Genomic DNA, 26284 nt, shown 5'->3' with positions numbered 1-26284 from the left:
AGATGCAGGCCGAAAAAAGCCTTGTAAAGGAAAATTTTACGATGGAATGAAAGGGAGATGCCCCGTCAAGCGGGGCATGACAAGAGGGAAGGTCCGGCATGACAGCCGGGGAGACTTCTTGAAGGAAACTCGCAGGGACTAACAGTCACAAGAGTTTCCCCCTGCGGTAACTAGCCAAACCTGCTAAAGCGGATTTCGCCCACAAAAAAACATTTGTTTCCCGAGCCAACCGCTTATTTTTCGACCGAGATGTGAGTTTCTCGAGTGAGCAGTCGAATGAAATGAGTCCCTGTGAACGAGGGAAGGCTCTCATCGAGGGAGAGATTTGTTAAAGGACATACCCACCATAATGATAGCGGATCCTCGCCTTCGCGAGGATGACAATGAAAGAGCGATGGGGTTTTAGGGGCGAAGCCCCTAGGAGAGGGGGTAGCGGATGCGATTAGGAGATCCCCGCCAGGATGATAGTGGATCCTCGCCTGCGCGAGGATGACGAGAAGGGTTGCGAGGACGACAAGTCGCAGGAGCGAGGGGGAGGCTTCCCCCACATTAGGATTTTGCTTCTGCGGTCTTTGCGGCTTTCTTCTGTTTTACGATTAGCACGATCAGCCAAATAAGTCCAGTGAGAATCATGAGGCTGCACAGCGTCTGGCCGCGGCTCATGCCGAACAGGTCCACGCGTCCAATGTGGGCGTCGGGCATGCGGAAAAACTCGATGAAGAACCGTGCGGTGCCGTAGCCTATCAGGTACAGGCAGGGCATCTTGTCGTGTAGGACGGGAATGCGGCGCAGGTTGTAGAGCGCTACGAACAAAAGAACGCCTTCGAAAAGCATTTCGTAGAGCTGGCTCGGGTGGTGGAGCACCGGCGGGCTCACCAGGCTGTCCTTTGCCAGCGGGAACCACATGCCGATGGGGCTGGTGGTCACTTCGCCAAAGAGTTCCCCGTTGATGAAGTTCCCCCAGCGGCCCCAGGTGTAGGCGAGGGGCGCCAGCAGAAAGCACAGGTTCAGAGTTTTCCACAGGTCCATCTTGTTGCGCTTGATGCCGATGATGGTGAACACGGTGCCAAGGATTAGCCCCCCGTGGTAGCTCATGCCCGAAATGCCCACGAAATGCCCGTTGCTCATGGGAATAAGGATTTCGGTGGGGTTAGCGAGGTAGTAGTCCGCCTTGTAGAAGAACACGTAGCCAAGGCGCGCCCCGATGATGATGCCCGCGATAATCCAGGTGAAAAGGCTGTCGAACTGTTCCTTGGTGTAGCCCAGGTTTTCTTTCTTGTTGATGTGGGTCAGGGTCAGGTAGCCCGTGACGAAGGCGAAAATGTACATGATGCCGTACCAGCGCACGGGGAAACTCCCCAGCGTGAATGCGGTTCCGTCAAAATACGTGGGAATCAGGTTCCACCAGGACAAATCCATGTTACTTTCCTTTCTTGGTGTTCAAATTCTGGTGCGCCCAGTAGTTCATGATCATGGCGGCCACCTGGGTGGCGGGCTGGCTGCGGACCTTCTGCAGGTCGTGAATCTGCAAGATGACCACCACGATGGCTTTCTTGGGGTCTTCCTTGGACTGGGCGAATCCCTTGAACCATTCGTAGCGTCCGTAGGGGTCGTGCCCGTCCAGGGAGCCGGTCTTTCCGCCGATGTCCAGGGCGTTGTAGTTCTTGCGGGCCATGTTCCGGGTGGAAATCTGCTTGCGGGCCGTTCCGTTCGTGATGGAGCGGATCATGGCCTGCCTAAGCCCGTAGTACGTGTTCTCGCTGAAAGAGCCTGCGTTCAGGGCGATGCGGTTCTTGGGAGCGTAGGGGGCGAGGTTTTCGGCCCAGGGAATTTCAAGAGGTTTCTTTGCGAGAATCGCCCGAACCTGTGCCGCCGCCAAAAGCGGGGTGAGGGTGGTGGATTCGGTGAAGCAGCAGCTCACTTCGGCAAGTCCGTAACCGCTGTCGGGTGGCGTGTAGCTGGAACGGCCAGGGATGCCGCTTGGGAAGTTGGTGTTGTAGCCCAGTTTCTTGGCGGCTTCTTTCAGTCTGCCTGCGCCAACGTTCAGGCCTATGAGGGCGAGGGGCGGGTTTGCGGACATGGCGTAGGCGTCTTGCAGCTCGATGGTTGGGCCCGTGTAGTTCTCCTTGACCCGTAACTGGTTCTTGTACAGCGTGTGGTAAGAGCCGATCATGGGGATGGGGGTGTTCAGGGAGTAGCGCTTGCTGTCCATGGCGGCGGCGATGGTGATGGTCTTTGCCAGGGAGGCTGCGGGGAAGGTGTTCTTCACGAAAAAGTCCGGCGTGCTCTGGACCTTTTCGTCTTTGCGTTCGCCCCAGGCGATAATCTCGTTGGTCTGCACGTCCACCACCAAGATGACGCCGTACATGGGCTTGAATCGGCGGAGCATGTTGTCGATTTTTTCGGCCAGGAATACGTTCTTTTGGGCCTTGATGTGGGTGGAGTCGATGACCTCGATTTCGGGGGGAACCTCGGGGGTGACCGCCGCAGTGATGGCGGCCTGGGCGTTGGCCATGTCTTCGGCCTTCTGCTCGGCGGGGGTCAGGGGCGAACCTTCAGCCATGGCGGTTTCGAGGTCTCTTGCTCCGGAATCGCTTGCGGCGCTGTCGTTGACTGGATTACTGGCGGTGTTGCCTGCGGAGTCGGCGGCAACGAGGGGTGCTTCCGGCGCTTCGGGGAGCTTTGCGACTTCTTCTTTTTTGCCGCCTCCGAAAATGCAGGAGCCTATCATGAAACATAGGGTCGCGAATATCCCCAGGGCGATAATGCGGTTGCGGAGCCGTTGGGCGTAGGGCAGGGGTTGAATGGGCATCTGTTAAAGGGATTCCTTGAAGATGGTCTTGCGGTAGTAGGCCAGTTCGGCGATGCTTTCCCGGATGTCGTCCAGGGCCTGGTGCTTCTCTTGCTTCTTGAATTCGGGCAGGTTCGGGTACCAGCGGAAGGTGAGTTCCTTGATGGAACTGACGTCGATGTTCCTGTAGTTCAGCCAGCCCGTTACCTTGGGCATGTACTTGTACATGAACCTGCGGTCCTGCGTGATGGAGTTTCCGCAGAGCACGTTCAGTTTCTCCTGGGTGAAGGGCTTGATAAAGTCCAGGGTCATCTGGTCGGCATCGGCAATGGAAAAGCGGGATTTGCGGCAACGGTCGATAAGCCCGCTCTGCTTGTGGTGCTTGGAGTTCCACTCGTCCATGCCGTTGAAGATATTTTCGGTCTGGTAGATGGCAAGCACCGGGCCTTCGGCGAGAATGTTCAGGTTCGGGTCGGTGACTATGGTGGCCACTTCCAGTATCACGTCTTTTTCGGGGTAGAGCCCCGACATTTCCAGGTCCATCCACACCAGGTTCGGTGCGCTTTTAATCTTTGCCATAACGGTGCTAAATCTAGTTTTTTTCAAAAAGTTGAGAGATGAGTCTGTGCCAATGTTATCTTTTCATCGCATTTTTCTGTCCGTTTTTCACCGGTGGTGTCTTTTTGTCGCCAACTTTCGCCAAATGATAAATAAAACTATTTAATGTAAGTTTTTTATTTTCTATATTGGCCCGCGTTAATTTGTTACACCAATAGGAGCAATTATGGAAGAAGTTGTAATCACTGGTATGGGCTGCGTTTCGGCCCTTGGCAACACCCCCGATATCCTTTGGGATAATCTTTTGCAGGGAAAGTCCGGCATTGCCACCATTGACCGCTTTGACGTAAGCGCATGCCCCATCAAGATTGCCGCCGCCGTGAAGGAATTCGACGGTTCCGAATATTTCAGCAATCGCGACCAGTCCCGTTTTTCCAAGTGCATCCAGTATGCCGTCTATTCCGCCTACAAGGCCCTGGCCAACGCAGGAATTGACCCCAAGGCCGAAGACCCCAGCCGCTCCGGCGTGATTATCGGTGCCGGCGTGGGCGGCATGAACATGTATTCGGATAGCGCCGTGACGCTAGCCAACCGCGGCCCTAGCCGTGTGTCCCCCTTCTTTATCCCCATGGCCATCGTGAACATGCCCGCCGGCGAAGTTTCTAACCGTACCGGTTGGATGGGCCCCTGCTTTGCAGTTGTTTCCGCCTGCGCAACCTCCAACCACTCCATCGCCGCCGCCTACGACGCCATCCGTCTGGGTCGTGCCGACATCATGCTGGCTGGCGGTACCGACGAGACGGTGAACCCGCTGGCCTTGGCTGGCTTTACCAACATGCATGCCCTGAGCAAGCGCAACGACGACCCGTCCACAGCATCTCGCCCCTTCGACAAGGACCGCGACGGCTTTGTGATGGGCGAAGGTTCCGGCATCCTGGTGCTTGAAAGCCTCTCTCATGCCAAGAAGCGCGGCGCCAACATTCTGGCCCGTATCGCAGGCGTTGGCATGAGTGCTGATGCCCACCACATGTCCGCTCCCCGCGAAGACGGCGAAGGCGTGCGTCTCGCTATCGAGATGGCGCTCCGCGATGCAGGAATTTCTCCGAACGACGTGGGCTACGTGAACACCCACGGCACTTCTACTCCTCTTGGCGACGTGGCTGAATGTTCCGCCCTGGAAAAGGTATTCGGTGCCCGCGACAGCCTGAAGGTGAACTCCTCCAAGTGCATGATCGGTCATGCCCTGGGTGCCGCCGGTGCTCTCGAGGCTATTATTACCGTGAAGTCCCTGCAGAACCAGATGGTTCATGCCACGAGGAACGTGTTCAACCAGGACGAACGCATCCATCTGGATGTGTGCGCCAACAAGAACACCAGTCACGACTTCAAGTACGCCCTGTCCGACGGCTTCGGCTTTGGCGGCCAGAACAGCGTGCTCTTGCTGGCCCGGGACTAGTTCGGGCGTCTTCGACGCAGTTATTAGTTAATAGGTTCTTGTTACTAGAGATTTTGATTAAATATTTCTAGTAACTAGAATCTTGGAACTAGTAACTTTTTTATTTTTGTCCCCGTGAAATTTTCTTGTGTGAAAATAGCCGTCTTGTGTCTGGTGGCCGCACTTGTGGCCCACGCGGCTCCCTACGATCCGCCCACCTGGCGCGATTCTACCTGGGACTACCGCAGCGAAGATTCCACGGATCTGGCCGACGAGGTCTCTTGGCTCAAGGTTGGGGGCGTCGCCTCCCTGACGCTCATTGCCTACGGGGCTGCCTACTGGCTTGTTTTTGATAAGGGCTGGTGGGACGAACAGGGCAATCATTTCCATTTCGAGAACGACTTTGACTACGCCCTGAACCTGGACAAGTTCGGGCATTTTGCCTCGGGCGTGGCCATGGGCGAACTCTTTTACGAGGGGTACCGCTGGGCAGGTGCTACGGAGTTCCAGTCCTACTTGTTTGCGGGTCTTTCTGCCATGATGACCCACGTTGCCATCGACGTGAAGGATGCCTATTCTCCGGAGTGGGGCTTTAGCATCTTTGACGTGCTTTCCGGGACGTTGGGCGGTTTCTTGCCCATGGCGGAGCGATACGTGCCCTTGTTCAAGTACGTGGACCTCAAGTGGAGCTATTGGATTAACAGCAGGGCCTATTACGACCAAGGCAAGATAGACGGAAAGAACCACACCTGTGTCTTTACCGACGATTACGTGAATCAGACATTCTGGGCGTCTTTCAAGATTTACCGTATGTTGCCGACAGCTGTCCGCAGCTATTACCCCAGCTGGCTTGCCATTGCGGCCGGTTTAAGCATTGACGATGGCGTCTTTTTGCACAACAAGGAGATTACCCCCCACAGGGAAGTGTATATCGCCCTGGACTACGACTTGGAGGCTTTCCGCCCCCAGAGCCGCATGGCCCGCACCCTGATAAAGAGCTTGAACTATTTCAAACTGCCGGCACCGGCTGTGCAAGTTTATCCTGAATTTCACTGGTTCTTGCTGTATCCTATTAAGTTCTAGCCCCACCCCAGTTGTCATCCTGACCCTGAAATAGTTTTGGGGGAATACGGTAGGTTCCGCTGGTCTGGATTCTTCAGTCGCTACGCGCCCTCAGAATGACGTCTTGAGTTAATGTTTTTATATTTCTAACAAATGCAAATGAAACTCCGGATATTGCTCTTCTGGAGCGTTTTTTGGGTTACGTGCGGAACCTCGGGGGCTGCCCCTGTGGTGGGTTCCGAACGTACCCGGAATTTGCAGGGTCTGGAACATTCCCCCATGCTCATGGAGTACCACAGGCAGACCGTGGGGGAGGACCGTCAGTTCTTTACCTACCCCAGGCGTGATTACGGATTTATCCGGAACTTTACCCGTGCAGAATCCGGCGCAATGATGTTCATGGCCGATACCACCGGTGAGTTCTTTGGCAAGAGCCACAGTTTCGGTGTGGCGGCGTCCCCGGTGTTCGGGGCGGAATACCGCGGTAGTGAATTTCTGGGCGATACCCTGTGGCCCTCTTTTGACGGGGGTATTTACTTGCGGGGTTACGCCGACTCCCTAGATTTCGATTTGGATGCCCGCATGTATGCCGGCGAGCATTCCGCCAAGAAGCCCAAGAGTTTCGACGGCGAGGTCTTTGACGTACAGACCAAGGAAGGCAATGCCGGTGCCGACTACGTGAGCTATTCCCGCTACAGGGCACACATGGCCCTGAACTACGCCTGGGCAAGGCTCCAACTGGCCCGTGACGTGCTCCACTGGGGGCCGGGCTACTACAACAATCTATCCCTGAACCAGTTTGCCTTGCCCTACAACATGCTTTCCTTGGACCTGACCTTTGGACCCCTGCGGGTGTTCAGCGTGTATGCAGACCTTCGGGTGGACAGCTGGAGCTACAGCAAGAACAACCTGAACGACCGGAACCTGTATGCCCACCGCTACGAACTGGCCTTGGGAAACTTGACTATCGGCATGAGCGAAATCCAGGTGCTGTACAACGAGAACAAGCCCTGGCTGTTCGTGCCCATCGCTCCGCTTTTTATTGAAAAGGGCAATTACACCGAGCGGGTAAACAACGGCGCTCTGGCCCTGGACATGAACTACCGCCTGTTCAGTGCGGTCAGGCTTTATGGTGAGTTCTTCTTGGATGATTTGGAATCGCCCAATGCAGTTTACGAAAACAAGTACAGCAACAACCGCTGGGCAGGCATGCTGGGTCTGCAGGCGGGGCACGACTTTTACGTGGGGCAAAAGCGACTCAGTGCGGGTACCATTGCCGAAATCGCCCGTGTGGAGCCCTACACCTATTGTCATTACGATACCGCCCATGCGCAGCTTGCGAACCTGGGGGCTCCTCTAGGGAATCCCAATGGCCCCAACAGCTTGGCGGTGGACTGGACGGTATATGCCCAGGCGGCCCTTGGGTCCCTTGGACAGCTGTTTGCGGGCGTACACCAGAAGTGGCTGTGGAAAGGGACCGATGCCGGCAGTGACATCGAAGACCCTTACAAGACGGTGCGCAAGCGTTTTGCCCATGGGGCGCCTCTTGTTTATACCGTGGCTCCAGCCATCGGGTACAACGGACGGTTTGTTGGTTTTTCGGGAGAGTTGACCTTGGGGGACTCCAAGGCGGCAGACATTAGAGTTTCATTCATGTGGTAGCATATGGCGAACATTAAAGAGAGAATTAAGGGAAGCGGGCACTTCAAGGCGCTGATGAACAGTTTCCGCTTGCGAAAGCGGGTGCTTGCCCTTGCGGATGCCTTCGTGGTGGCGGTGTCGGCTTTGATCGCCAACTACCCTCTGCCCCTTTTCGCCCAGCGTATCGGTCGGCCTGACCTGTTTCTCATTATTGTCGTAAGCATTATTTGCTGCTTTGGAAGCCTGCTGTTCTTTGGTGCCTACAACAAGCTGTGGCGTTATTTTAGCAAGCGGGATTACCTGAGTTGCGTCAAGGGAATTGTCGTAGGTATTGCTGTGGCTTATGGCCTGGTGTACCTGTTCCACAAGGACCTGTTCTGGGAATTTGCCTTGCTTCACGCCTTTGTGGCGGTGGTGGGAGTTTCTCTGTTCCGTTATCTGTTCCGTAGGACCTTTGTGTCTTTGGTTTCTACGGGAATGCACGAGGCCGAACGCAAGCGCACCATGATTATTGGTGCGGGGAACGCCACACACTTGCTGCTGGACGAAATCCGCAACAACCAGGCCGACGCGAGCCACGGGGAAAGCACGGGTTCCGCCAAGAACATCAACCCCGTGTGCCTGATAGACGACGACCGCTACAAGATAGGCAAGCCCTTCAACGGTGTGCTGGTGGCGGGTTCCACCAGCGACATACCGAAGGTGGCCAGGGAAATGCGGATTGAGCAGATTATATTCGCCATCCCCAGTTGCCCGCCAGAGGACAGGCAGGTCATTTTGGATATCTGCGGCAAGACGGGTCTCCCCGTGAAGGTGCTGCCCTTTATCGGGACTCTCCTGGATACATCTGCCGTGGGGACCGGCGCCACCAACTTTGTGAGCCAGATCCGCGACATCAAGGTGGAGGACTTGCTTGGCCGCGAGCCCATCAAGTTCAACAATTCTGAAATTCGAGAGTTCATCGAGGGTAAAGTCTGCATGGTCACCGGCGGGGGTGGCAGCATCGGTAGCGAATTGGTGCGCCAGATTGCAAAGTACAAGCCCAAACAGGTGATTATCGTGGATATCTACGAGAACAATGCCTACGAAATCCAGCAGGAACTGGTGATGGGGTATGGCGACCGCCTGAACCTGGTGACTCTGATTGCAAGTGTTCGCGACTATTTCCGCATGAACCAGATTTTCAAGAAATATGAGCCCCAGGTGGTGTTCCATGCGGCGGCCCACAAGCACGTGCCTCTGATGGAAAATAACCCCATGGAAGCCATCAAGAACAACGTGGTGGGCACTTTTAACATGGCTACCCTTTCCCTGTTGCACAACGTGAAAAAGTTCGTGATGATCAGTACCGACAAGGCGGTGAACCCCACCAACGTGATGGGGGCGTCCAAGCGTTGTTGCGAAATGATTGTCCAGTTCTTTGCACAACAAAAGGACTGCAAGACTGAATTTGTGACCACCCGCTTTGGAAACGTGCTGGGAAGTAACGGCTCCGTGATTCCCTTGTTCAAGCGCCAGATTGAGCAGGGCAAGCCCGTGACGGTGACACACCCAGACATTATCCGCTACTTTATGACTATTCCGGAGGCGGTGAACTTGGTGCTTGAGGCGGCAAGCTTTGCTCACGGTGGCGAGATTTTTGTGCTGGATATGGGACAGCCCGTAAAGATTGTGACCTTGGCTGAAAACCTGATCCGTATGTATGGCAAGGTGCCCTATAAGGATGTGGAAATCAAGTTCACGGGGCTGCGACCTGGCGAAAAACTTCTCGAAGAATTGCTGATGAACGAAGAGGGTCTGCAGAAGACCAAGAACAAGCTCATCTATATCGGAAAGCAGATCGAGATTGATGCCGATACCTTTATCAATGAACTTTGGACATTGAAAAATGCAGCCCAGGAAAATGACGACAAGACCGCCATTTCCGCCCTGCACCACATTGTACCCACCTTCACTACGCCCGAAGAATTTAACAAGACGGTAAGGATGCCGAAGGTGTAAATTTTGGCGGGTGTCGCCGATCAGAGGAGGATGCTATGAACCAGAAACTGAAAATTCTTGTTTCTTTCGCTGTGGCCCTGTTCCTTGTGGCCTGCGGCGATTCCTCCAGTTCTTCTAGTGGCGAAGACCAGGTGCTGCTCAGCACCACTGTCAAGAAAGACGGTATCGACATGCTGAGCTTTGGTAGCCTGAATCTGGACGTGGTGGCGGATTCGTTCCTTGCGGTATTTGAACTGGGGGACATTGTGACGGTGATGGTGGACGGTTACGACACTCTGGAAGTCCCCGTTGTGCCGGACTACGATGCCGTCTCTCCCGGGGAACTTTTGCTGCGGGCGGTGTCGGGTAAGCCCCACGTGACTCTGGGCATCAACTTTGGGCAGCTTGCCGTTGCCCTTGGCATTGCAGAAAACGCCCCCGCGGGTTCGGAATACCCCTACCGACTGAAAGACGTCAAGTTGCCAATCGAGGTGAACATAGCCTTGAAGGACAAGGGCGGCTTCAAGGAAAACCTTGAAATGCTGGAATACCAGAACTACGGACTGGTCATTGATAACTATCCGGACCTGTCCGTGGCGGATTTTGCCAACTTCAGGGAAATTACCACCACGGGAATGGGGAAGGGCGTACTCTACCGTTCTTCTAGCCCTATCGACCCGGTGGATGGCCGCAATACATACGCAGATTCCCTGGCCAAGGCGGCCAAGGTGGCGACATTTATCAACCTGACGGATACGGACAAGGGTGCCAAGGCCTACGAGGGTTTTGACAAGTCCTACTATGCTACACAAAAAGTGGTTTACCTGTCTTTGCCGGCGTCGTTCACCACCAACCTCTTCAAGGAAGGTCTGGTAAAGGGCCTACGGTTTATGCTCGAAAACGAGGCCCCTTATCTGGTGCACTGCCAGATGGGCAAGGACCGTGCGGGCTTTGTGAGCGCCGTGCTGGAAGCCCTGATGGGTGCTTCTGCCGAAGAGGTGGAGAAGGACTACGTGAAGACCTATGACAACTACTACAACGTGGTGCACGGCAAGCAGCAGCGCCTTACGGAGTCGCAGTTAGACTGGTTCCAGGCCCTGATTGTCCGCAATATGAAAATGGCCTACTCCGATGCGGGCGTGGATATTGATGACTTCGAAAATGTCGACCTGGCGAAGGCCACGGAACAGTACCTGGAAAAACTGGGGCTGTCCAAAAAAGAAGTAGCGGACCTGAAGGCCCGCCTGAAGTAGTTTTTTTGAAAATGCCGCGTTTTAAGGAAGGCGGATGCCGTCGTCCTGGATCAGGATTTTTCCTTCGCGGTAGAGGGTCCCGAGAATTTTCTTGAAGGTTTTCTTGGACATACCGAATTCCCTCTGGATGGTTTCCGGGTCGGTGTGGTCGCCGTAGGGCAGGAACCCTCCCGCTTCGGAGAGCTTCCGGAGCACTGCGTTCGGGCTGTCGCTTTTCATGAGCCCCTTGTAGCCTACGGGCGAAAGGTTCAGGGTAATCTTACCGTCGCTGGTGAACCGCTGGATGTAGCCCGGCATGGTGTCGCCGATGTAGATGCGCTTGGTGCCGGGCGAGACCATGAGGCGCCCGGTATAGCGGTAGTTCACCAGAAAGTCCACGTAGTCCGGCGTGACTTCGTAGGCGGCCAGTTCCACCCGCTCGCCGACGTGCAACTCCGACGTGTCGGTATCGATGAAGCTCTTGATTTTTTCGGTAGCCACCAGACGGTTGCTCTTGTCGTCCAGCAGAATATAGACCACGCAGCGGTCGCCCCGCTGGAGTTCTCCCAGCTGTTGCTTGTAGGGCAAGAAAAGGTCCTTGTTCAGTCCCCAGTCCAGGAACGCTCCTACGCGGTTTACATCCTTGACTTCCAGCACGGCGAATTCTCCGGCTTGGGCATAGGGCTTCTGGAGTGTGGCGATAGGGCGGTCTTCGCTGTCCATATACACGAACACGTCCAGAATTTCGCCTTCTTCCAGGGAAAATTCCTCCCGGTTTCCGGGGAGCAGTACCCTGCCGCCGGTTTCTAGCTCCAGGTAATAGCCCTGGGGCATGATGCTTTCGACCCGGGCGCGATTGTATTTGCCGATTTCCATAAAAGCCTTTCCGTTCAAGTGTCCGCGATTGCAAAAATATAGGATTTTACAGTGTCGTGTCCGTGTTGGTTTCGGCAATAAGAACTCCCTGAGCCACGAACCTTGTGCCTCGTGCCCCGACCCTTTATTTTATTATATTCAACGGTGGATCTATGATAGACTTTATCGGCGACATTCACGGTCACGCGACCGAACTGCGGGCCCTGCTAAAAAAGTTGGGTTATGTGGAACGGGGTGGTGTTTTCGCCTATCCGGGAAATGCCCGTAAGGTGGTGTTTCTCGGGGACTACATCGATCGGGGCTCTGAATCCCGGGAGACCATAGACCTGGTCCGTGCCATGCGGGACGCCGGAGCTGCTACCGCCCTTATGGGAAACCACGAATTCAATACCCTCTGTTTTTGGCAGCAGAACGGTACTGGCGGTGGGCATTTTCTGAAGACTATTACGGGTGGCTACCTGCGGGACCATTCCTTCAACAAGGTGGCCATCCTTGCACGGACGGTGGAATCTTACCGCGGGCGGCAGCAGGAATTCCAGGAGATGCTGGACTTTCTGAAGACATTGCCGTTCTATATGGAAACGGACTTGTTCCGGGCGCAACACGCCTGCTATGACGCCGAATGCGTACAGGCCCTGCGAGAGGCGGGCATTACAAGCTTTGCCGATGGGAACTTTGACGAACTGATTGCCCGGGCCTGCGACAGCCACAATGAATTTGAGGATTCCCTGTTCCACCCTCTGGATATCTTGCTGAAGGGCCCCGAGATGGAGCTGCCTGCAGGCGGGACCTTTCGGGACGGCGAAGGCGTGGTGCGCAAGAAGATGCGGCTCCGCTGGTGGATTGACCCGAAGAACGCCACCCTCCAGGACATTGCGCTCCAGCCCGGCGTGGACTTTTCCGACGAACCCGTTCCCGAGCCCATTCGGTCTCGCAAGTTCTACGGCGAAAACGAACGGCCCGTGTTTTTCGGGCACTACTGGCTTAAAGGCGAGCCGGCCCTTATCCGCAAAAACGTGTGCTGTCTGGATTACAGCATCGGGAGTTTTTACGGACATGGCCGTATGGTGGCCTACCGCTTTGACGGAGAGCAAACCCTTGATGCCCGCAAGTTCGTGTGGGTGGAGGGGCCGCCGGTTTGAAAACTCTATCGTCTCTCGCCTCTCGTCTCTCGTCTCTTAAGCTGACCGTCTTTTTGCTGGTCGCGTTCCTTCTGGTCATATTCTGGGGCGTCTTGGGACAGGCAAACGCCGAAGCGGCAGGAATGCCGGCGTCTGTTGCGGTAGAACGGTTTTTCGGGAGCTATTTCGTCTGGGTTTTTGACGTGGTTCCCGTGCCTGCCATGAAAAGCTTGGCGGTGTTGGCCTGCGTGAACCTGGTGGCCGCTATGATCTTTCGTATGCCCCGCGGTCTAAAGTTTGCTGGACTTTACGGAATCCACATCGCCCTGCTGGTGCTGCTTGCGGGGAGCCTTGTGGGAGGAGCCCTCCAGCGGGACTACAACGGCTACAAGAACGTAGCGCCCGAAAGCGTGCCGGAAAAGTCCGGAACCTTGACCATGTTCCCCGCAGGAGACAGCCTCGGGACCGTCGCGGTGCAGTTTCCTCTGGAAACTGCCGGCTGGACCTACCATGTGGAATATCGCGGGCGTTTCCCCATGTCGCCCAAGGCCTCCATCGACCTCTATACGGTAACCTACGACCCCATGCGTTTTGTGCCCTACGCCTTCATGTGCCTGGTGCTGGTCAGTCTTGTTTTTCATTATGTGGTCGTGGTGGTGCGCACCCGTAAGGGGGACTCGTGAAACGGCTCTCTTCGGGACAGTTCCCGCACTTTTTATTCCTGCGCCCATTCCCGCGCTTTTTGTTCGCGCCACTGCTCTTCGTGACGCTCCTGCCTGTGGCCTTGCCCTCGGCATGGGCTTCTGAACGGCCGGAGCTGCGGTCTGAATTGCGGGGCTCGGCGACGGCGGTGGTGTACCAGGGGGAGGTGCGGCCCTTCGCCTCTTTTGCACGAGATGTGCTGGACAACTTTTCGGGGAAGGTGTCCTACCGGTGCAAGGACGGCGAAGCTGACCGTTGCCCACGCAAGATGCAGGCTACCGAGGTGGCCTTGGGGATTATAAAAAATGAGCCCCAGAGTCGGGACTGGAAACTTTTCAAGGTCTTGCGGAGCGACGTTTCGGAGGCCTTGCATCTGCCGCCAGGCGAACGTTACGTGAGTTACGGCCAGCTGCAGCCCGCCCGGGACCTGCTGGAACTTTACGCCAGCCGAGATGACGGTCATGCCGCCACTCTGGAGATGAAACGGCTCTACGAAAACGTCCAGCTGTTCGAAACCCTGGGGGACAGCGCCCGGGTGAAGGAACTTTTCACCCTGGCAGAACCCGCCTTGGCCGAAAGCGGCCCTACGGTTCGGCGGGTCAACCTGGAACTGGCCTACTACTTTGTGGACCCTGTGCTGTGGGCCTTCGTGGCGGCATTTGTCGGGTTCTTGCTTTCCCTCTTGAACCTGAATTTCAAGAAGACGGCTCTGGACCGAGCCGCCAACGGGGCAGGCCTTGTGGCTTCGGTGGTTTTGGTCCTGACTCTTGCGGTGCGCTTTGCGGTGACGGGCCACCCGCCTATGGCGAATTTGTACGAAATTATCTTGTGGGTGGCCCTGCTGCTGGAGTCCTTTGAGGTGGTGGCGTTTTTCCGTTGCCGCCGTCGCCAGTTCTCCCTAATGGTGCCTATCGCCTTCGTGGCGGCCCTGCTGCTGTTCTTTGCGCGGTTCGTGCTGGAAACCGGCGATGCCTTCCGGGCGCTGCCCGCCATCTTGAATTCTTCGGTGTTCCTTACCCTCCACGTGTTTACCATCGCCATGGGATTTGCAGGCATGATTCTTTCGGGAATCGTGGCCCATGTGGCCCTGTTCCGTTTCCGTGGCAGGGAAATCCCCCGTGATGAGCCCCTCGTGCCGCTGCTCTACGGCACCCTGGTTTTCGGTTCGGTCCTGACCATCGTGGGCACTCTTTTGGGAGGCGTGTGGGCGGACTTTGCCTGGGGGCGTTTCTGGGGGTTCGACCCCAAGGAATGCGGGGCCCTCTTTGTAATCCTCTGGGCCATGCTGGGTTTGCACCTGCGGGCCGGGCGCTTGGTGACAGGCCGTGGCTTTGTGCTGTTCAACGCTTTCAACGTGGTGGTCACCTTCCTCTGTTGGTTCGGAATCAACCTCCTGGGCGTGGGGCTTCACAGTTACGGCTTCCAGAACGGCACATTTACCTGGCTCTTGAGCTTTGTTTTGGCGGACTGCGCCTTGATTCTCCTGTTAAATTTCTATTTTCGAAAACATGAGTGAGAATGTACCGAATGCAGAAGATGCCGCCGAGGAATCGGCGGAACTTCCGAAAGTGGAAAGCCGCGAAGACCTGATGCGCATTATCCAGGCCCTGGTCTTTGCGTCTCCGGATATCGTGACCCTGAAAAAGTTGCGGGAAATCCTGGGGGATTTCTTGGATGCCCGTACCGTGGCCGAGGCCTTGATTGCTGCCAACGATTCCCTGAACAAGATACAGTCTCCTTTCGAAATTGTGGAACAGGCCGGCGGTTACCGATTTAGGACCCGTGCCAAGTATTACCCCTGGGTGCGCAAGTTGTTCCCGGAAGCCAACGCCCGCAGGCTTTCCCAGGCGGCCCTGGAAACATTGGCCGTAATTGCATACCAGCAACCCATCACCAAGGCCGCCATTGAACAGGTCAGGGGCGTGGCCTCTGTCGATGGGCCGATCCGTAACCTGCTGGACAAGGGATTTATTTCTCTGGGTGCCCGTGCGGAGACCGTGGGAAACCCCTATACCTACGTGACCACCCAGGAATTCATGAAGTATTTCGGGATTAATCGTATTCCCGAAGACCTGCCCCGCTTGCGGGAATTCAGCGAGCTTCTGGAGGCGGGCAATCTGGTGCCCCAGTATTCGATTCCTGAAAGTTCTCCGGAGGAGCCCAAGCCCCCCGAGGAAGTTCCGGACCAGATTGAGCTGTCCATGGGAGAGACCTGATGGCCGCTACGCCCTTGATGCAGCAGTACTACGAAATCAAGAAACAGAATCCGGGCTGCATACTTTTCTTTAGAATGGGAGACTTCTTCGAACTTTTCGAAGAAGATGCCGTTATCGCTTCCAAGATTTTGGGGCTTACCCTCACCAGCCGAAACAACGGGGCGGCGGGGGAGACACCCCTTTGCGGGTTTCCGCACCATGCGGCGGACCGCTACGTGCCCAAGATGGTGGCCGCAGGCTATCGTATAGCCATTTGCGAACAGGTAGAAGACCCCAAGCTTGCCAAGGGAATCGTGAAGCGGGACGTGGTGGAAATCATCAGCGCCGGAACCGCCATGGACGAGACCAACCTGAACGCCAAGGAGGCCAACTACCTCTGTGCCTACATGCCGGCGGAATCGGGAGACGAGTCGGTGTTCGCCTTTGCCGACGTGACCACGGGCTACCTTGCGGTAAGCAGGAGTTCGGTGCAGGCTTTCGAGTGCGAGTTCTGCCGCCGCATGCCCAAGGAAGTGGTGGTGGCCGAAGGTTGCGAAATCCCCTCGGGCGTCATGGACATTATCCGCTCCGAAAACATCTTGATTACGGAGATTCCCGCTTTTCTGTTCGGGGCGGAACACGGTCGGGACGTGCTGTTTTCACACTTCAAGGTGGAATCCTTGGTAGGCCTCGGCCTGGACGGTCGCGACCGTGAAACGGCGGTGACGGGCGCCCTCTTGCAGTATTTGATGGACCAGAAAAAGTCCGAGCTTTCCCACTTTACGGGTCTCGAGATTTTGAACCTGGACGACTACATGACCCTGGACCCCAGCACCCTCAGGAACCTGGAGCTGGTCCGCCCGCTGAACGCCGACGATTATTCCAGCACCTTGTGTTCCGTTCTGGACTTTACCGTTACCGCCATGGGCGGCCGCGTGCTGAAGGACTGGGTGAGTCACCCGCTGATTTCTGTGGAAAAAATCAAGGCCCGCGAAGAGGCCGTGTCCGAGCTGGTGGGGAACCCCATGGCCCTGGACGAACTGAAGGAATCCCTCACCTCCATTCTGGACATGGAACGCCTGATGGGCCGTGTGGGGAGTGGTCGCGCAAACGCTCGTGACCTGGCCGGTATGGGTCGCTCCCTGTGTCAGGCCTCAAAAGTTGCTCGCGTGCTTTCGGAGCTGCATTCCCCCTTGTTCGAACAGTTCCGTCAGGTGCTGGAACTGGCGAGAGGCAGGGGAGAGGAACTCCTGCAGAATTTCAACGACGACTTGCCCCTGACGGTTCGCGAAGGCGGCATGATTCGGGAAGGCGCCAACGTGGAGTTGGACGCCATGAACGCCGACATCAAGGATAAGCGCCAGTGGATTGCCTCCCTGGAAAGCCGCGAGCGGGAACGACTGGAAATACCCAGCCTCAAGGTGGGCTACAACAGGGTGTTCGGCTACTACATCGAGATTACAAGGGCCCAGATGGCCAAGGCCACCAAGCCCATTCCCGACGAATACATCCGCAAGCAGACTACCGTCAACGCCGAGCGCTACATCACTCCCGAGATGAAGGAGTGCGAGTCTGTCATCAGCAACGCCGAGGTGAACATCCACGAACTGGAGTACCGCATTTTCTGTCAGCTCAGGGACCGGGTGAACAGTTGGCGTAGCGAACTCCAGGAAATCGCCGACGCTATCGCCCGTGTGGATACGCTCTACAGTTTTGCCCGGGCCGCCCGCAAGTACAACTACGTGTGTCCGGAGGTCTATACCGGCACGGGTATCGAGATTCGGGGCGGTTTCCACCCCGTCATCGTGGCGGTGAATCCGGATTTGGACTTTATTCCCAACGACGTGGAACTTTCTCCCGAGGCCACCCGCCTGATGCTCATTACGGGCCCCAACATGGCGGGTAAATCCACTTACCTGCGGCAGACGGGACTGATTGTGCTGATGGCCCAGATGGGCTGTTTTGTGCCGGCGGAATCGGCCCGCATAGGCGTGGTGGACCGGATTTTCACCCGCGTGGGGGCCAGCGACCGCCTGAGCCGCGGGCTTTCTACCTTCATGGTGGAGATGATCGAGACCGCCAACATTCTGCGGAATGCCACGCCTCACAGCCTGGTGCTGCTGGACGAAATCGGCCGCGGAACCAGCACCTTCGACGGCCTTTCTATAGCCTGGTCCATCGTGGAGACTTTGCATAGCGAGCCTTCCCGTATGGCGCTGACGTTGTTTGCCACCCACTATCACGAACTCACCGGCCTTGTAGATTCCCTGGAACATGCAGGGAACTATCAGGTGGCGGTTCAGGAGAAAGGCGACAAGCTCATCCTCTTGCACAAGATTCTTGCCGGGGCTTGCGATTCCAGCTACGGTATTCACGTGGCGGAAATGGCGGGACTCCCCTCTACGGTGGTGCGCCGGGCCCGCAAGATTCTGCTCCGTCTCGAAAAGCAGAAGATCGACCCCAGTGACGAGGCGATTCACAAGAAAATCAAGGACAGGCCCCAGATGGACCTGTTCGCCGCCCCCGACGAGTCCCTGACGCTCTTGAAACAGGAAATCTGCCGCCTGCGTCCCGAAGAGATGACCCCCCTGCAGGCCCTGCAACGCCTCACGGAACTGAAGGAAAACTATGGGAAGTAGGTTGTGGTGAGTAATGTGAGGCTCGAGGCTCGGGGCGAGAGGTGTCGCAAGCGTCATCCTCGCGACCTGTGGTGAGCGAAGTCGAACCAAGGCGAGGATCCATACAGTTCGGTGAACGCTTGTTAATATCGAAGGATCTAGAAACGAAGGATTTAAAAAAACAGGAGTAACAATGTCTGTACAAGTAATGGTAAATGGAATTCCGGGCAACATGGGCCGTATCGTGGCCGAAACCTGCGTGGCCCGCGGCTTGGAACTGGTCCCGTATTCCCTGACGGGCGAAATCATCGTGGAAAACGAGGCCGAAGTGGCCGGCAAGACCGTCCAGCTCCTTAAGCCCAGCAACCGCGAAGAACGCATTGGCGAGGTGCTGGCCAAGTACCCGAAAATGATTTGCATCGACTATACCCACCCCACGGCGGTAAACGACAACGCCGCCTTCTACGTGAAGCACAAGATTCCCTTTGTGATGGGCACTACCGGTGGCGACCGCGAAGCCCTGGCAAAGCTTGTGGCCGACGCCAACCACCCCAGCGTCATTGCTCCCAACATGGCCAAGCAGATTGTGGCTTTCCAGATGATGATTGAATTTTTGGCCAAGGAATTCCCCACGGCATTCAGCGGATACAAACTTTCCGTTGTCGAAAGCCACCAGAAGACCAAGGCGGACACCAGCGGCACGGCCAAGGCCGTGGTGGGGGACTTCCAGAAGATGGGATTCGACTTCTCTGTAGACGACATCGAGAAGGTCCGTAACGAAAAGGAACAGGTGGAACGGATGCATGTACCCGAGGAATACCTGGGCGGTCACGCCTTCCACACCTATAGCCTGGACAGCGCCGACGGCACCGTGCATTTCGAGTTCCAGCACAACGTTTGCGGCCGCAAGATTTACGCCGAAGGCACTGTAGATGCGGTGAACTTCCTCGCATGCCACCTCGCAAACGGAACCGCCAAACCCTTCAACATGATGGACGTTTTGCGTTCTGGAAAAATGCGTTAAGAGGAGTTACTAGTTACTAGTTCTGAGTTACTAGGAATGCGGGTAACAAGACGCATCATGTTGTCCTAAACCTAGTAACTAGTAGCTATTAACTTAGAACTTGCCGAAGGCAAACTATGCGGTCCTACATCCTCCGACGCCTGCTTTTGATGGTCCCGACCCTCATCGGGATTTCGCTGGTGTGCTTTATACTCATCCAGCTGTTGCCGGGCGGTCCTGTAGAGGAGATGATTTCCAGGGCCCAGCAGGCCGCCGCCATGAAAGGCGGGGTAGATGCGTCCAAGGCCCTGTCGCCAGACCAGATAGCCCAAATCCAGGCCTACTTTGGGTTTGACCAGCCCGCCTGGAAGCGTTACCTGACCTGGCTCTGGAACGTGCTGCACCTGGACTTGGGCGCAAGCTACACCTACGGCCTCCCGGTATGGGACGTCATCGTGAGCCGTTTCCCCATATCCCTGTTTTTCGGAATCACTTCGTTCTTCTTGAGTTACCTGATTTGCATTCCCCTTGGCCTCTGGAAGGCGGTGCATCACGGGAGCAAGCTGGACTCCCTCAGCTCGGGCCTGATATTCTCGGGCTATGTGATGCCGGGTTATGCCCTGGGCATCCTCCTGATTATTTTCCTTGCGGGCGGGTCCTACCTGGATATCTTTCCGCTTGGGGGCCTGACCAGCGACGACTTCGAGGATTTCTCCTTTTTCGGGAAAATCGTGGACCTGGGGCATCACCTGATTTTACCGATTTTCTGCTACATGATTAGCGAGTTCGCCTTCCTCACCTTCCTCATGAAGAACTCCGCCCTGGAGGAACTGGGCAAGGACTACATGCGCACAGCCCTTGCAAAAGGCATGAGTTTCAAGCAGGCCCTGGTGCGTCATGCGCTCCGCAATGCGCTTATTCCCATTGCTACCCGCCTTTCCGAAATCTGCACCCTCATGTTTGCGGGAGCTCTCCTTATCGAGAAAGTCTTCGACATCGACGGCATGGGCCTTTTGTACTACAACTCCATGGTGAACCGGGACTACAACGTGGTCATGGGCATCATCTTCCTCAGCAGCCTCATGGCCATGGTGGGTCGCCTCTTCAGCGATATACTCTATACGCTGGTGGATCCGAGAATCAAGTTCTCGTAAATTCTTTTTTTTGTTTTATTGGCCTCTATTATAACGAATCGAAGGCCTGCTTTACAAGAAAACGGTTTCTAAACAGGGAATATTTGTTTTTGGCTGGTCCGTTCGTCTTGGATTTATTCATCGTGCATCCGCGATGCTCCGTTTAGAACAAAAGAAGTGGCGTTGCCGCACTTGTTATGCTGTTTTTACAGCGGCAGTTCCATCTGCTCGGAGGCTTTGTGGCTGGGCATGCTCTTGTGGAGTAGCCTGTAGGCGTTGCTGGTAGCGACGCGCCCCTGCTTTGTGCGGGAAAGCAGCCCCTTCTGGATCAGGTAGGGCTCGTAAACTTCTTCCAGGGTGTCGGTCTCTTCGCCCAGGGCCGCCCCGATGGTACCCAGGCCTACTGGGCCCCCGTCGAACTTGTCAATCATCATGGAGAGGATTTTCCGGTCCATGGGGTCTAGGCCTTCGCTGTCGATGCCCAACATCTGCAGTGTGCGTTCCGCCGCCTCCAGGTCGATAACGCCTGAACCGCGGACCTGTGCCACGTCACGGCAACGGCGCAAGATGCGGTTCGCGATGCGGGGAGTGCCGCGGCAGCGCCCGCCCAGAATCTGGGCGGCGTCTTGGGTCAGTTCAATCCCGAGAATCTTGGAACTGCGCATCAGGATTTGCATCAGGTCCTTTTCGTCGTAGAGTTCCAACCGGTAGGACAATCCGAAGCGGTCGCGCAGGGGGCCGGTCAACAGGCCCGTGCGTGTGGTGGCGCCCACCAGTGTAAAATGCTTGAGGGGCAGGTTCACGCTTCGGGCCGCCGGGCCGGAATCCAGCATGATGTCCAGCCTGAAATCTTCCATGGCGGGGTAGAGGTATTCCTCGACGGTGCGGTTCAGCCGGTGAATCTCGTCGATGAACAGCACGTCGTTTTCTTGAAGCCCCGTAAGGAGCCCCGCCAGGTCGCTGGCCTTTTCCAGCACGGGCCCGCTGGTGATGTGGATGTTCACGCCCATCTCCTTGGCGATGATGCCCGCGAGCGTCGTCTTGCCGAGGCCAGGCGGCCCCGCAAAAAGGCAATGGTCCAGGGCGTCTCCCCGGTGCTTGGCCGCCTCTATGGCGATAGAAAGGCTCTCCTTGATGGAGGCCTGGCCCGTAAACTGCTCCAGACTGAGCGGCCGGAGGGTCTGCTCCATTTCGGATTCGTCCATAGAGTTTTTGCCGGGAGAAATGACGCGTTTATCTTCCATACTGCACAAATATACACTTAAAAGCGGGCTCTGTCAAGCCTGCTTTTATGGATAAGAAGTAGATGAACCAATGCTGGGGTTGAATCCGATGGAACGAGGTTTACACCTTCGCGGCCTTTTTCAACGCTGCAGCCTTGTCGGTCTTTTCCCAGGTGAAGCGTGCACCCGTGCGGCCAAAATGGCCGAGGGCGGCGGTAGCCACGTAACCCGGCTTGCGCAGGTCCAGCATCTTCTCGATACCGGCGGGCGAGAGGTCGAATACCTTGGCGACAATTTCTTCGATCTTGCGGTCGTCGATCTTGCCGGTGCCGAAGGTGTTCACCAGCACGGACACGGGCTTGCTGTAGCCGATGGCGTAGGCCAACTGGACTTCGCAGCGGTAGGCGAGGCCGGCGGCCACGATGTTCTTGGCCACATAGCGTGCGGCGTAGGCGGCGCTGCGGTCAACCTTACTCGGGTCCTTGCCGCTGAAGGCTCCACCACCATGACGACCCATGCCGCCATAGGTGTCCACGATAATCTTACGGCCAGTGAGGCCGCAGTCACCGTGGGGGCCGCCCACAACGAACTTGCCGGTCGGGTTCACCAGGTAACGGGTCTTTTTGTCCAAAAGCTTGGAAGGAATCACCTTCTTGATGAGCTTTTCGATGATTTCCTTTTCGATTACGGAATGCTTCAGTTCTTTGCCGTTCACGAATTCGTCGTGCTGGGTAGAAATCACGACGGTGTCCACGCGGACCGGCTTGTCATTCTCGTCATATTCGACAGTCACCTGGGACTTGGCGTCCGGACGCAGCCACTTGATTTTGCCTGTTTCGCGGAGGTTCTGAATTTCTTCCATGAGTTTGTGGGCGAGGCTAATCGGGAGCGGCATCAGCTCCTTGGTTTCGTTCACGGCGTAGCCGAACATCATACCCTGGTCGCCGGCACCCTGCTTGTCGTCTTTCTTGCCTTCGGCGGCTTTGGCGTTAACGCCCTGGGCAATGTCTGGGGACTGCTTGTCTAGGGCGACCAGGACGGAGCAACCCTTGTAGTCGAACTGCAAATCCGGGTTCACGTAGCCGATGTTCTTGATGGTGTTGCGGGCGACTTCCTGAAAATCGACAACGGCCTTGGTGGTAATTTCGCCGGAAATCACGACGAGTCCTGTGTTTACCAGTGTTTCGCAGGCTACGCGGCTTTTGGGATCCTGCGCGAGGCAGGCGTCCAGGATGGCGTCCGAAATTTGGTCGCAAACTTTGTCCGGGTGTCCTTTGGACACGGATTCAGAGGTAAAAAGATAATGTGCCATTATGGCTCCTGATGGTTGAAATTTTATTCTATGCATAAATCTACAAAAATGCATAAAAGGTGGCAACGGGGGAGGGTAAAATAAGTGAAATCTGTTGCTATGTGTTGTTCTCTTTTCTAAATTTGGGCACATGACCAAGTTTAGCGAATTCCCGTATATTGCCGACCGCTTCAATGCCGTCCGCAGGGAAACTGTACAAGTCCGCGTTGGCGAGGCTTTGATAGGGGGGGGCGCCCCCATTTTAGTTCAGTCCATGACCACCACCAAGCCGAAGGACGTCGAGAAGACGGTGGCCGAGACTCTGGCGCTCGCCAAGGTGGGTTGTGGCCTGGTTCGCATTACCGCTCCCACATTTGCAGATGCAGCCGCTCTTGAAGAAGTGATGAAACAGGTACGTGCCGCCGGTTGCACGGTGCCGGTTTCTGCCGACATCCACTTCCAGCCGAAGGCCGCGTTCGAGGCGCTCAAGTGGGTCGAGAAGGTCCGCATCAATCCGGGTAATTTTGTCGACACGGGCATTTTGACGCTGGACCAGCAGACGGACAAATTGTTTGACGAGGGCAAGGAAAAGGTGGCCGAAGCCTTTACGCCGTTCGTGCAAGAGGCCAAGCGCCTGGGCCGGGCCATCCGCATCGGTGTGAACCACGGTTCGCTTGCAGCCCGTATGATTTACCGCTACGGCGACACGGTGGAAGGCATGGTGGAAAGCGCCATGGAATACCTGGCCGTGTGCGAAGCCGAACATTTTGACCAGGTCGTTTTGAGCCTCAAGAGCAGCAACCCGCGGGTGGCGATTGCCGCCTACCGCATGCTCGCCGCCCGCATTAAGCAGGAAGGTTTCAAGCCGTACCCGTTCCACGTGGGCGTGACGGAAGCGGGCGCGGGTGCCGACGGACGACTCAAGTCGGCCGCGGGCATCGGCGCACTCCTGCTCGATGGCCTGGCAGATACGATACGCGTGTCCCTGACCGAAGATCCGGTGGCCGAAGTCCCGGTGGCGCAGGAACTCATCAAGGCCTGCGCTTTGCCTGCCGTTCCGACGGCTTACAGTGTGCCGGTTCTCGAAAAAGACCCGTATCATTATGAACGCAGGGCGACGACGCCTGTCGCTGTTTCCGGCGTGGAAATCGGTGGCAACAGCCCGGTGAAGGTCGGCGTGAAGGCCGACGCGATTGCACTTACCGGCGAACGCCGCAACGCTGAATTCGCTCTCCCGAGCCTGGATGCAGCCCCCGTGGTGCAGTTCAAGGACGCCATGGATATCGCGGGGTTCGCCGCGAATCCGGCGAGCGTGCCCGCAGATTCCGTATTCTGCTACACCGGCGCCGAGATGGTTTCGGGCGTGCGCGCTTTGGCAGCGGCTCTGGAGTCGGCCAAGCGCCAAGACCCGATTTTGCTTTACGCCAAAATTGGTGACTCCGAAAAGGAAACGCTCCGCGTGTCCGCCGATATCGGAAGCCTCGTCACCGACGGTCTTGGCGATGCCGTCGTGATTGACGGCTACAAGGGCGCGAAGGAAAGCGTGCTCCTTGCATTCGATATTCTGCAGGCCGCCTACTGCCGCCGCAGCAAGACGAACTTTATCAGCTGCCCGAGCTGCGGCCGCACCCTCTACGACATCCAGCAGGTGATGGGCAAGATCAAGGCCCGCTTCGGTCACCTCTCCGACATTTCCATCGGCATCATGGGTTGCATCGTGAACGGCCCGGGCGAAATGGCTGACGCCGACTTCGGTTACGTGGGCGGTGGCCCCGGCCGCATTACCTTGTTCGAAGGCAAGACGGCTGTGAAGAAGAACATCCCCGAAGAGGACGCCATCGAGGAACTCGTGAATTTGATAAAAGAGAGAGGCAGGTGGCATGAGTAAAAGTTACCAGTTCTGAGTTACTAGTTCTGAGAAATTCTTATGAAGAACGTCAAGCAAATCTCTAGTAACTAGTAACTAGTAACTGACAACTAGCCCTTTAGGGCGCGACTTTTAACTTAAACAAAGGACAATAAAATGGCAACTATTAAGACGATGAACAACATTTCCAAGAAAGGCTTGAGCCTGTTTGGCTCGTTCTACCAGGTTTCCGACTCCGTCGAAAAACCGGATGCCATCTTGGTGCGTTCCGCCCAGGTTGATACCGACAACTTTGACGGCCTGCTGGCTGTCGCCCGCGCCGGCGCTGGCGTGAACAACATCACTATCGACAAGGCTTCCGCAAAGGGCATCTGCGTGTTCAACACTCCGGGTGCAAACGCCAACGCCGTTGCCGAACTCGTGATGACCGTGCTCGGCATGGCCGTCCGTAACGTGGACAAGGCCGCCGCATGGGTCAAGAACCTCGATACCACCGACCCGGACCTCGCCAAGACCGTCGAAAGCGGAAAGAAGAAGTTCGCCGGCATGGAACTCGCTGGCAAGACTCTCGGCGTGATTGGCCTCGGCAAGATCGGCGTGCTCGTCGCCAACTATGCCCGTTGGAAGAACATGCGCGTCATCGCTTACGAACCGTATCCGAACGCCGCCAACATGCACGAACTTTCCAACAAGGTGGAAATCGCCGACCTCGACACCGTGATTGCGAAGTCTGACTTCCTCACCGTGCACGTTCCGTTCATCAAGGGCGTGACCGAGAACTTGCTCAACCGCAAGAACCTCGCCGGCTTCAAGGGCAGCTACATCATGAACTTCGCCCGCGGTGGCATCGTGGAAATGGCCCCGGTCAACGAAATGCTCGCCTCCGGTTCCCTCCAGGGCTACCTCTGCGACTTCCCGGATGCAGACCTCATCAAGAACGACAAGGTGACCTGCTTCCCGCACCTCGGCGCTTCTACCGAAGAAGCCGAAGAAAACTGCGCCGTGATGGCTGTCGAAGAACTGAAGGACTACATCGAATTCGGTTGCGTCCGCAATTCCGTGAACTTCCCGGCCCTCGTCGATCACCCGCATGCCGGCGTCAAGAGCCGCGTCGTGGTCATCAACCAGGACGTTCCGAACATGATTTCCGAAATCACGAAGGTGTTCGGTGCCGAGGGCATCAACATTGCCAGTTTCTCTAACAAGAGCAACGGCAAGATCGGCTACAACCTCGTTGACGTGGAAAGCAAGGTGGACGACTCCATCATCGAGAAGCTCTCCAAGCTCGACAAGGTCATCAAGGTCCGCGTGATCCATTTTTAAGACTGCTCGGGCTAGAATCTGACAGTCAAGTTTAGGGCTGGCCCTCGCTCTCACAACCGCCCCCGGTTAACACCCGGGGGCTTGTTGTTCACGGCTAATCTGATGGGGGAGGAATCCCCCTCGCTTCAGCCGCCTTGTGCGCGGCACTTTACGGAAGTCTTTCCCGGCTTAACCGTCATCCCCGCGCAGGCGGGGATTTCTTTTTATACTCGCGCCCAAGCCGTCTTCCACTA

The 26284-nt window shown here is 56.3% G+C and carries 18 protein-coding genes and 2 pseudogenes; 14 read left to right on the top strand and 6 right to left on the bottom strand.

What is annotated here, in order from left to right:
• Positions 1 to 549: 549 nt before the first annotated feature.
• Genes lgt through orn form a run of 3 tightly spaced genes read right to left on the bottom strand, consistent with a single transcriptional unit; the run spans position 550 to position 3370 of the window.
• Entirely contained in the window at positions 550 to 1419 is an 870-nt protein-coding gene (lgt, locus tag IKB43_05840; protein ID MBR2469658.1) for a prolipoprotein diacylglyceryl transferase, read from the bottom strand.
• 1 nt (position 1420) lies between these two features.
• Positions 1421 to 2806, bottom strand: a complete 1386-nt coding sequence (locus IKB43_05835; protein MBR2469657.1) for a penicillin-binding protein — start codon at positions 2804 to 2806, stop codon at positions 1421 to 1423.
• Positions 2807 to 2815: 9 nt separating this feature from the next.
• Positions 2816 to 3370 carry an oligoribonuclease gene (gene orn / locus IKB43_05830; GenBank protein ID MBR2469656.1) on the bottom strand — a complete coding sequence of 185 codons (555 nt, stop codon included), beginning with the start codon at positions 3368 to 3370 and terminating at the stop codon, positions 2816 to 2818.
• A gap of 205 nt (positions 3371 to 3575) precedes the next feature.
• On the opposite strand from orn, the gene fabF reads away from it, so the two are divergent.
• The 5 genes and pseudogenes from fabF to IKB43_05805 all read left to right on the top strand — a co-directional run bounded on the left by fabF (position 3576) and on the right by IKB43_05805 (position 10720).
• On the top strand, positions 3576 to 4805 hold the full coding sequence (gene fabF, locus IKB43_05825; GenBank protein ID MBR2469655.1) for a beta-ketoacyl-ACP synthase II: 1230 nt from the start codon (positions 3576 to 3578) through the stop codon (positions 4803 to 4805).
• A 168-nt stretch (positions 4806 to 4973) separates the two neighbouring features.
• Positions 4974 to 5867, top strand: a pseudogene (locus IKB43_05820) (hypothetical protein).
• A 258-nt stretch (positions 5868 to 6125) separates the two neighbouring features.
• Positions 6126 to 7508 carry a hypothetical protein gene (locus tag IKB43_05815; GenBank protein MBR2469654.1) on the top strand — a complete coding sequence of 461 codons (1383 nt, stop codon included), beginning with the start codon at positions 6126 to 6128 and terminating at the stop codon, positions 7506 to 7508.
• Positions 7509 to 7904: 396 nt separating this feature from the next.
• A pseudogene (locus tag IKB43_05810) lies at positions 7905 to 9488 on the top strand (polysaccharide biosynthesis protein).
• Between the two features lie 35 nt (positions 9489 to 9523).
• Positions 9524 to 10720 (top strand): tyrosine-protein phosphatase, encoded by a 1197-nt coding sequence (locus IKB43_05805; protein ID MBR2469653.1) that lies wholly within the window; start codon positions 9524 to 9526, stop codon positions 10718 to 10720.
• 21 nt (positions 10721 to 10741) lie between these two features.
• On the opposite strand, the gene IKB43_05800 is transcribed toward IKB43_05805, so the two are convergent.
• Positions 10742 to 11575 (bottom strand): hypothetical protein, encoded by an 834-nt coding sequence (locus tag IKB43_05800; GenBank protein MBR2469652.1) that lies wholly within the window; start codon positions 11573 to 11575, stop codon positions 10742 to 10744.
• Positions 11576 to 11727: 152 nt separating this feature from the next.
• Here IKB43_05800 and IKB43_05795 point away from each other — a divergent pair, with 152 nt between their 5' ends.
• From IKB43_05795 to IKB43_05765, 7 genes are all read left to right on the top strand, one after another.
• Complete coding sequence (locus IKB43_05795) at positions 11728 to 12717, top strand: metallophosphoesterase (GenBank protein ID MBR2469651.1); 990 nt, start codon at positions 11728 to 11730, stop codon at positions 12715 to 12717.
• The gene (locus tag IKB43_05790; GenBank protein MBR2469650.1) at positions 12714 to 13379 is read left to right on the top strand and encodes a hypothetical protein; all 666 of its coding nucleotides are present in this window, start codon (positions 12714 to 12716) and stop codon (positions 13377 to 13379) included. Before IKB43_05795 ends, IKB43_05790 begins: the two co-directional genes overlap by 4 nt.
• The gene (ccsA, locus tag IKB43_05785) at positions 13376 to 14914 is read left to right on the top strand and encodes a cytochrome c biogenesis protein CcsA (GenBank protein ID MBR2469649.1); all 1539 of its coding nucleotides are present in this window, start codon (positions 13376 to 13378) and stop codon (positions 14912 to 14914) included. Before IKB43_05790 ends, ccsA begins: the two co-directional genes overlap by 4 nt.
• Entirely contained in the window at positions 14907 to 15614 is a 708-nt protein-coding gene (gene scpB / locus IKB43_05780) for an SMC-Scp complex subunit ScpB (protein ID MBR2469648.1), read from the top strand. The genes ccsA and scpB overlap by 8 nt, the downstream gene beginning before the upstream one ends.
• Positions 15614 to 18232 carry a DNA mismatch repair protein MutS gene (gene mutS / locus IKB43_05775; GenBank protein MBR2469647.1) on the top strand — a complete coding sequence of 873 codons (2619 nt, stop codon included), beginning with the start codon at positions 15614 to 15616 and terminating at the stop codon, positions 18230 to 18232. The genes scpB and mutS overlap by 1 nt, the downstream gene beginning before the upstream one ends.
• Positions 18233 to 18404: 172 nt before the next feature.
• A complete protein-coding gene (gene dapB / locus IKB43_05770; protein ID MBR2469646.1) occupies positions 18405 to 19235 on the top strand; it encodes a dihydrodipicolinate reductase in 831 nt (276 codons plus the stop codon).
• Between the two features lie 116 nt (positions 19236 to 19351).
• On the top strand, positions 19352 to 20368 hold the full coding sequence (locus IKB43_05765; GenBank protein MBR2469645.1) for an ABC transporter permease subunit: 1017 nt from the start codon (positions 19352 to 19354) through the stop codon (positions 20366 to 20368).
• Between the two features lie 185 nt (positions 20369 to 20553).
• Here IKB43_05765 and ruvB read toward each other — a convergent pair whose 3' ends face one another.
• Together ruvB and metK are read right to left on the bottom strand one after the other, a co-directional pair.
• Positions 20554 to 21591 carry a Holliday junction branch migration DNA helicase RuvB gene (gene ruvB, locus IKB43_05760; GenBank protein MBR2469644.1) on the bottom strand — a complete coding sequence of 346 codons (1038 nt, stop codon included), beginning with the start codon at positions 21589 to 21591 and terminating at the stop codon, positions 20554 to 20556.
• A 100-nt stretch (positions 21592 to 21691) separates the two neighbouring features.
• Positions 21692 to 22882 (bottom strand): methionine adenosyltransferase, encoded by a 1191-nt coding sequence (gene metK, locus IKB43_05755; GenBank protein ID MBR2469643.1) that lies wholly within the window; start codon positions 22880 to 22882, stop codon positions 21692 to 21694.
• Between the two features lie 130 nt (positions 22883 to 23012).
• Here metK and ispG point away from each other — a divergent pair, with 130 nt between their 5' ends.
• Both ispG and IKB43_05745 read left to right on the top strand, forming a co-directional pair.
• Positions 23013 to 24749 carry a (E)-4-hydroxy-3-methylbut-2-enyl-diphosphate synthase gene (gene ispG / locus IKB43_05750; protein MBR2469642.1) on the top strand — a complete coding sequence of 579 codons (1737 nt, stop codon included), beginning with the start codon at positions 23013 to 23015 and terminating at the stop codon, positions 24747 to 24749.
• Between the two features lie 135 nt (positions 24750 to 24884).
• Complete coding sequence (locus tag IKB43_05745; protein ID MBR2469641.1) at positions 24885 to 26051, top strand: phosphoglycerate dehydrogenase; 1167 nt, start codon at positions 24885 to 24887, stop codon at positions 26049 to 26051.
• Positions 26052 to 26284: the final 233 nt, after the last annotated feature.

The sequence above is a fragment of the Fibrobacter sp. genome (assembly GCA_017503015.1).
In the GTDB taxonomy this organism is placed as follows: Bacteria; Fibrobacterota; Fibrobacteria; order Fibrobacterales; family Fibrobacteraceae; genus Fibrobacter.
Note: the sequence above shows the minus strand (reverse complement) of the source record. Positions and strands in the feature narration are given on the sequence as shown.